7 protein-coding genes are annotated in these 7137 nt (G+C 44.9%); 3 read left to right on the plus strand and 4 right to left on the minus strand.

All coding sequences use genetic code 11. The features are described from left to right. Positions 1-18: 18 nt before the first annotated feature. Positions 19-180, plus strand: a complete 162-nt coding sequence (locus ACTF5G_RS02235; protein ID WP_438951192.1) for a DUF6625 family protein — start codon at positions 19-21, stop codon at positions 178-180. Here ACTF5G_RS02235 and ACTF5G_RS02240 read toward each other — a convergent pair. The 3 genes from ACTF5G_RS02240 to ACTF5G_RS02250 form a co-directional block, all read right to left on the minus strand. Continuing rightward, positions 116-1351, minus strand: a complete 1236-nt coding sequence (locus ACTF5G_RS02240) for an O-antigen ligase family protein (RefSeq protein ID WP_438951193.1) — start codon at positions 1349-1351, stop codon at positions 116-118. The two genes, ACTF5G_RS02235 and ACTF5G_RS02240, sit on opposite strands and share 65 nt — an antisense overlap. A 60-nt stretch (positions 1352-1411) precedes the next feature. After that, a complete protein-coding gene (locus ACTF5G_RS02245) occupies positions 1412-2488 on the minus strand; it encodes a glycosyltransferase family 4 protein (protein WP_438951194.1) in 1077 nt (358 codons plus the stop codon). Positions 2489-2630: 142 nt separating this feature from the next. Then, positions 2631-3587 carry a glycosyltransferase family protein gene (locus ACTF5G_RS02250; protein WP_438951195.1) on the minus strand — a complete coding sequence of 319 codons (957 nt, stop codon included), beginning with the start codon at positions 3585-3587 and terminating at the stop codon, positions 2631-2633. A gap of 1092 nt (positions 3588-4679) precedes the next feature. Here ACTF5G_RS02250 and ACTF5G_RS02255 point away from each other — a divergent pair. Continuing rightward, positions 4680-5597: a DUF6625 family protein gene (locus ACTF5G_RS02255; RefSeq protein WP_438951196.1), complete on the plus strand. Its 918-nt coding sequence runs from the start codon at positions 4680-4682 to the stop codon at positions 5595-5597. Between the two features lie 175 nt (positions 5598-5772). Further along, positions 5773-6711, plus strand: a complete 939-nt coding sequence (locus tag ACTF5G_RS02260) for a polysaccharide pyruvyl transferase family protein (RefSeq protein ID WP_438951197.1) — start codon at positions 5773-5775, stop codon at positions 6709-6711. A 33-nt stretch (positions 6712-6744) separates the two neighbouring features. On the opposite strand, the gene ACTF5G_RS02265 is transcribed toward ACTF5G_RS02260, so the two are convergent. After that, on the minus strand, positions 6745-7137 hold a 393-nt coding region (locus ACTF5G_RS02265; protein WP_438951198.1), incomplete at its 5' end, for a hypothetical protein.

Raw genomic sequence — 7137 nt, forward strand, 5'->3', positions numbered from 1 at the left:
ACAGGGTAGAAAACCGGCTTGAAAACTACATCCATTCTTAAAATTATTCCCTACTTTGGCAAATGGCCGGAGTGGATCGATTTTTATCTTCAGAGCTGCCGGCATAACCCGGATATCAACTGGCTTTTTTATACGGGTTGCGGAAAGCTGCCAACTGAGCCCGATTTACTGCACCCATAGTAAATGCCAAGGGGAACCAGAAAATACTCCAGAAGAGGCCGGGACGGGTAATGACATGCTGTACATCCACCATCATCGCCGTCAGTATATATATTACCAACGCAAATGCGGCCAAAACCAGCTTATCTTCCCGGTAGCGCCATACACCCGCAAATACCGAGGTCAACATAAAAAAATAGCAAATCAATCCAAGCAGCCCTTGCTCGAAAAGGACTTGTAGAAGAAAGTTGTGCGCATGTGCATAGGGTGTTTCCGGCCAGAATGAATGATCAAATCCATGGCCCAATAGAGGGCGTTCAAGAAAATGCTGCAATGTCCACAGCCAAATTTGCACCCGCCCGGAAAGCTGCCTTTCTGTTACTTCCACAGCTATTTGATTTTGGTAAATAGCGATCATTACCAATGCAATACACGCCAAAATTGTTGCCAAAGCAATAGTCGCCCTGTGTCGAAGCACCACCATCAGATAGCAGATAGCTGCCGCCCAGGCAATCCAGGATGTTCGAGAAAAAGTCAAAAAAACATAGGTCAGCAATACCAGTATCACTAACATCAGCACAAAGTTTTGGGAACGGTTCTGCTGTCCCAGCGCCACCAAACTGGCTGCCAACACCCCAAACAGGGCGAAGTAAATCCCGGCAATTACCGGATAGCCTAAATCTATCCACTCACCATGGCCCATTCGGTAGATTCTGAAAGTTCGCCAACCAAATGATTCATCGAGGACAACTAATTGATAGCAAATAGACACCAATGCACCCACTGCAGCAACAACACATAGCATCATGATAAAAAACTTGATGTGCTGCCATTTTGCTACCGTAACCAAATAGATGATGGCTGAGAGGTAGAAGAAAATAACCAAGCTCTTCCTCAGGACGTATAAAACAGATTGGCCACTGTCACTCCAATAAGCAGACACGCTACAAACTGTCATGAAGAGACCGGCAGCAATGAGAAATCTCTTTACTTCCACTGAAAATAGGCTCTCTTTTCTCAAAAAGCTCCAAACTGTCAGCAACAATGCAGGAAGAATCAGTAACAAATATACATGCACACCATTTGCACTGCCTGAGCTGTACAGCACTTCACTGCTCAGTTGAAGAAATAGTCCCGCGCCCATTAGCCAATAAACCACTCTATGGGCCTTGCTCTCTGTAATACTCTGCATTGAAATTAACTATTCCCTTTCAAAATGGGGAGGCGAACCCCAAGACCAAAATTTAAGGTTTCAGGACTTTTTAGGGTGCAACTCAGAAACCAATCTGAAATATCCCAATGAAAACTGCTCGTATCGGGTTTTCAAATCACAGACAGCCTCCCCACTAACCACTGAGGACAAATGCTCGGCACAACCTTCTATATCACCAACATCAAAGAAAGCAGCATGATGTTCGAGTGCGTCCTCATGAGCTGACAACCTAGAGCAAACCACAGGCAACCCAGCGGCACGGGCTTCCAGAACAGACAGTCCAAAGCCCTCTGCAGTCGATGCCGAGACAAACAGGTCAAAAGCTCTAAGATATTGGCTAGCAGAATTAACCCAACCCAACCAGATCACATGGGACCCCATACCCATATCTGCTACCAGCCGCGTCAAAGCCGGTCTTTGCGGCCCATCACCCATAATTACGAGGAAACGATTTTCTGAAACGACCTTGGCGAAGGCTTGAATAACCAATGAGACATCTTTTTTTTCCGTAAGACGAGAAAGCACAACAGATATGTGTCCCGATTTGGGGAGGTTCAAGATAGACCTTGCCAAGCCTCTATCAAGTAGGTTCGCCTGAAAATCCGGACTTAGGCTATTGGCCACAGCACTCGTAATTTTGCGTATGGAGGGATATTCTGCTTTCACTTCTATTGCCAAGGAAGGCGAAACTGCAACCAACCGGATTCGCTCTGAATAGCGCTGCAAAAAATCCAGGTCTTCTGCTTTAAATTTAACCAGATTATGAAGAACTACCAGTAGACTTAACCCCTCAAGGTGTCTCATGACGGGAATCAAGGTCCGCATAACCCCCAAGCCATCACAGACGACAACATCCACCCTCCGAAAAACCAACAAACGCTCTATCTTGCCCGAAAGCATGTTTGGGAGATAACGCCAGATTCCTTTTTTCCTTGCGACCCGCGCACTGGTGATGGTCGGAACATGCGAATCAGCTAATTCCGGCTTTTCTCCTTTCACCAGGAAATACTCATCGACGGGCACACCCTTCTCCTGCAATGCCCGGGTAATTAATCTGTGGATAGACTGAGTAGCCTTGTGGCGCTCATCCGAGCTGTACATCATGTTCGCTATCAAAGAAGTTTCCTTTTCCTTTCCGCCTTCATTTTAGTAAGCATTAATCCACTAGGATCTTGTGGACCATTAATACGGCAAAAAAACAGACAAAACGTTGAGCGCCGTCTTAAACCCCATCACGCGTTCAAGTCAGCTATCACATTTAAGTGACGAGTGAATAATGCTTAAGTCCCATAAAGCGTTCCACACGTTTTTTACGCAAAGGCAATTGGACTGCTTTAGCTACCTTGCCCCCCAAAACCTCCCAACTGTAGTACTGTTCCACCAACCGTTGGCCCGCTGAAGCGATACTCTCCGCCATACCGGGTGTTGTGCGAAGCACAACCAGCTTTTCCCGTAGTTCGTCGATGGAACTATAGAGCACCACATTTTCCATATCCCGAAAGCCCAACACCTGGTTTTCCTCTTCTCCCTGGCTCCAGGTCAGCAACAGGCAACCACAAGCCATAGCTTCGAAATTCTTAATCATATATTCGCCAAACCCCAAATCTGCACTGACAAAAATACGAATTCGGTTCAACATCGCGGCATAGTCAGCGCCGGACTGGGTACGGGTGACCACCAAGTTTTCCTGTTCAGCCAAGGCCTCCAACAACAACCTGCGCTTATCGTACACCTGATTGCCGATACTACCCACGAATCCTAGTTCAATGTCCCGCTCCAAGCCCCGGTTGCCCAACAACGTCTGATCGTATCCCTTTGGCACAAACTTAACATCGAACCCTTCGGCGCATAATTTTTTAGTTACCTCGTAACCTGAACAAATCACCCTTGCCCAAGGTAACTTATGATAATGCTTACTGAATTTTCCTCGGTACTTACCAATAATATAGTTCTGGAAAGCATCATGCTCGAGAATAACCAGATTTGGGATGCTCTGTATGAACCGTACCTGTCTGATTTCTTTTTTAAAGCGCAAAAAGAAAATAATGCGCTCATAAGCATGCACATCAATATTCTGAAAATACTGTTTCAAATTATCCTGTTCTCTCGAGGTCAGCCAGCGCACCTCACAATCTCTCAGATGACGACAGATGGAATCGTAAAGACGGTGAAGAATTACACGTTGTTCTTTCTGCACAAGAAATAGTACCTTCATCTCAACACAGATTCCTTGTAAAGGGCTGGCCACAAAAGCCCACGCACAACGCAATCGGCAAAGAAAGCTTTCAGACGATCTAGCAACGCTTCAGACATAGCCGCACGCATCTTACGTATTCACTCCCGTAGAGCTGAACCAGCTCTACGGATAGCATTCTCACATTCACGACAATAAACAATAGCCCCTCGGCCTCAGTCCCTCAAGACACCACCACAACTAGAATTGATAGCCGCCAATCGTACCGCCATCGCCTTCAACAAAACCATACCAAACGGCTCAAAATCAGAAGAAAATTGGGTACAGGTCAGTGGCACAGCAAACAGTATGCCTCAAAAAACCGCCCTTTCAATTTGACAAGACCTTTCTAGCGTATATTTTTGATCAACGCTTCCAGTTTAACTTTCAAGCGACCTTCGCCAACCAAGCACTTAGCATATTTGGCAAGGCTCGCGCAAAGACCGCCAGACTAGGTTCAAGAATTAAAACAAGTGATTGAATGGCGTGGCGAACTTGCGGCCATACACGGTGATAGTGGCCTAGAATTTCATCAGCTACCGATTGATTGAACAAATGTCCAGCCACAATATTACGCTGATGTATATTCAACCTAGCAAGCTCCTACAGAACGCTGATGTTGAGTAATTTAACCACACTAAGCACCACCTATACCTCTTTGAAATTATTGAACAAGCTCAATATCTGGCCACGCAATGGCAGGGGACATACAATATCGAATCAGCTAACTCAGCGATTGGTAGAGTGCCGTCTAGATACTTACTGGATGAGCCGATACTATTATAGGGGTAGAACCCGAGATTAAAGACATTACCTAAGGCTGCTTATTATCTGCCTTCAATCAGAAAGAACTTGTAAGCTCGGCTTTAGGCCTGAAAGATATGGACAGCATTGTACATTACAAAAAAGGTTGAATGTCTCAAAAAATACCACACTATTAGCCATATATTACTGCCACGGGCCAACAATATGTTGAGCAAAATTAAGCATTGATAAATCCATCGTAGAGAATCTTCGCCAGCTCCTGCGCCGACCCACAGATTATCTCTTACTATTACTATGGCAGATCTTTCCATGACGCCAGCTCCAACCTCTATTTGTATTATTATTCCCTACTTTGGCAAATGGCCCGAGTGGATCGACTTTTATCTTGAGAGCTGCCAGCATAATCCGGATATCAACTGGCTTTTTTATACGGATTGCGAAAAACCGGCAATATGTCCAACCAATGTCCGATTTATCGAAACCACGTTTAAAGACTACAAACAGCTGGTCAGTTCGTCCCTAGACATTGAGTTCAACCCGGCTAACCCCTACAAGCTTTGTGACTTGAAGCCGGCATTGGGTTTTATCCACCAGGATCAACTAACCGGATACGATTTCTTCGCCTTTGGCGACATTGATATCATTTATGGCAGATTGAGGGCTTTTCTTACGGAGCCTGTACTACAGAAATATAATGTGATCAGCAGCCATGAACGGCGTATTTCAGGGCACTTTTGCCTGCTCAGAAATAGCGAGAAATATCGCAACGCCTTTCGAAAAATACCGCACTGGCAGCAACTGCTTGAAAACGATCAACACCTAGGAATTGATGAATCGAAATTTTCAAGGGTATTCCTGCCGCACCGAAAGCATCCCAAATGGCTGCAGGCGCTATGGTCACTGTCGTCCTCGTACCAGCGAAACACGCTCTACCGGGAACAGCACTCCACGATCCTTTCCCCAATGCCATGGTGGGACGGACGCATGGATCACCCCCAGTATTGGTTTTGGCAAAACGGAAAGCTGACCAATAATCGCGACGGCGAACGGGAGTTCATGTACCTGCACTTCATGAACTGGAAATCCAATACCTGGCTGCCGAAACCCCCTCGCAACCAGCCCTCTGCTTGGATGAAACTGAATAAGCTCGTTCACGTTGCCATTGATATCGCGGCCAAAGAGGGCTTCAAGATTTCACCGAAAGGCTTTACAGCTATTGAGTCTTGAAACAACCCCCGCTGCAGAAATACCGACATTTAAAGAGTCATTCCCTCTATACCTCGAGGAATGTGAGCTCAGATTCAACTACGGAATCGTACAAGAACAACTAAAACACTAGAGGCGTTGGAAGATATTCAGGGATTATCCACTTCAACCCTTCGTCTTAAATTATGGAGCTGCAATGAAACTTATTTGCGTGATAAACAGATACAACGACCCGAATTATGGTGATATAGGAATTTGTCGGTCGATTACTCATTTTCTGGAGGATAATGGCTACACAGTCAAGAATTTCGACTTCATAGGCCGGCGACTAAAATTTCAGTTCACCCGCACGATTCACATTCTCTCGAAGATTTATGCTGCTCGAAAGGAAAAGCCCGAGTGTCTACTTGTGGGGGGCGGACAATTATTGCTTAACAACAGAAACTTTCCTTATGCTTTGTTAGGCTGGTATCTGGTATCAAAAATATCTGGAATTCCACTGGTAGCCTACTCAGTTGGTGGTGAGATATCAGAAAAACAGGGGAGGTTTTACAGATGGGTACTGAGGCTATTCTTATCGCAGGCGAAAACAGTCTACTTGAGGGATGATATCACGGTAAAACTGGTCTCGCAGCTTGTTGGTTTTCACTTTGAAACCGTTCCTGACGCCGTTTATCTTTCATATCAGCATATAGATGTATCCGGTTTGGAATGTTCCGATACCGTAGTTTTTGTCTCTACAAATTCAGTACCAAAACAGGAAGTGCATGCGCATTACAACCGAATTCTGGCTGTGTGTGGGCAGGCTGCTTCCAGCAGGGTAAAAATATCAGTGAGCTCCGAACAGGATATCAAAGCTGCAGAAAGGTTTTATGATTACGCGCAACAGTCCGGTATTGACATTAGCATCGAGCCCGCTCAGAGCTTTGAGCAGTTTATCCGGCAAATCTCTGCAGCGAAGCTCGTGATTTCATCCCGAATGCACCCACTGATTTACGCACACCTCCTGGGCAAACCATTTGTTGCAATCCCTACCAATAACAAAACACAGTCAATGAGCGAATTTTTGCTCAAAAAATCACCAGAAAACCTGGCAGATGAAGCAAAGAAAAAACTGTTAATAGCATTGAAATAATCAGATGAATTTCAAAATTCATAATTATTTAACTCAGAGGTTTTTATTCAGTCTTCGCTGTTTACGCGCCAACCTAAAACGCCTGATAAATGGAATATTTTTTAAGGTTTTATTACCTAATTTAAAACCCTTCCTTCCCGCCCCAATAATATAGTCAGTTATCTTTACCTGCATTTTTAACCCTGACTCCTTTGCCAAATAAAAAGCTTCTTTGGCAAGCGGGTCGCCATCCAGCATTTTAAAATACAGATTTCGATAAAATTTGCATTTCTCCTGTTTGTAGACAGATAAATCAAAAACGGAGCCGAACTTGTCTATAATTCCCAACGCCTCTAGAGTGATTAGAGTTCTTTGGCATTTCCAACATACTGAACAATTCGGTTTTAGTAATTTTTCTCTCGTTTCAGCACTGGCTGCGCACACATC

The organism is Porticoccus sp. (assembly GCF_965660005.1).
Taxonomy (GTDB): domain Bacteria; phylum Pseudomonadota; class Gammaproteobacteria; order Pseudomonadales; family Porticoccaceae; genus Porticoccus.

Bases quoted from the DNA above. Each gene is read 5' to 3' on its own strand.
- ACTF5G_RS02255 (WP_438951196.1), top strand. From the start codon at position 4,680: ATGACGCCAGCTCCAACCTCTATTTGTATTATTATTCCCTACTTTGGC.
- ACTF5G_RS02260 (WP_438951197.1), top strand. From the start codon at position 5,773: ATGAAACTTATTTGCGTGATAAACAGATACAACGACCCGAATTATGGT.
- ACTF5G_RS02250 (WP_438951195.1), bottom strand. From the start codon at position 3,587: ATGAAGGTACTATTTCTTGTGCAGAAAGAACAACGTGTAATTCTTCAC.
- ACTF5G_RS02240 (WP_438951193.1), bottom strand. From the start codon at position 1,351: ATGCAGAGTATTACAGAGAGCAAGGCCCATAGAGTGGTTTATTGGCTA.